Raw genomic sequence first — 393 nt, 5'->3', positions numbered from 1 at the left:
CCAACGATCCGGCCATCTGGGCCACCGGAGACATCGCCAATTACCCGGACCCGGTGTTGGGCCGCACCCGCGTCGAGCATGTGGACAATGCCATCGCGATGGGCAAGGCGGCCGGCCGCATCATGGCGGGATCAAAAGACTCCTACACCCATACCCCGATGATGTACTCACAAATCTTTGGGGTCCGCTGGGAGGCAGTCGGCACCCTCGACTCCAGCCTCGCGACCACATCAGTGGAAGCTGGGGATGGGCAGGTCGTCTACTACCTGTCCGACGGCAAGCCTGTCGGTGTGCTGCTGTGGAACCGAACCTTCCCGGACGCACCGACAAGGCCGTCACAGTGCTTGCCGATCCGCCTGAGGACCTCTCGACCGCTATCAGCTAACCACTAGG

The 393-nt window shown here is 62.8% G+C and carries 1 pseudogene; it reads left to right on the top strand.

Annotated elements, in window-relative coordinates:
• Positions 1–392 (top strand): annotated as a pseudogene (locus tag VSR68_RS42625) (hypothetical protein); the annotation flags it as partial.
• Position 393 lies beyond the last annotated feature (1 nt).

It is taken from the genome of Paraburkholderia phymatum, from assembly GCF_038900715.1.
Classification (GTDB): Bacteria; Pseudomonadota; Gammaproteobacteria; order Burkholderiales; family Burkholderiaceae; genus Paraburkholderia; species Paraburkholderia phymatum_A.
This window is presented reverse-complemented; position numbering and strand designations above follow the sequence as displayed.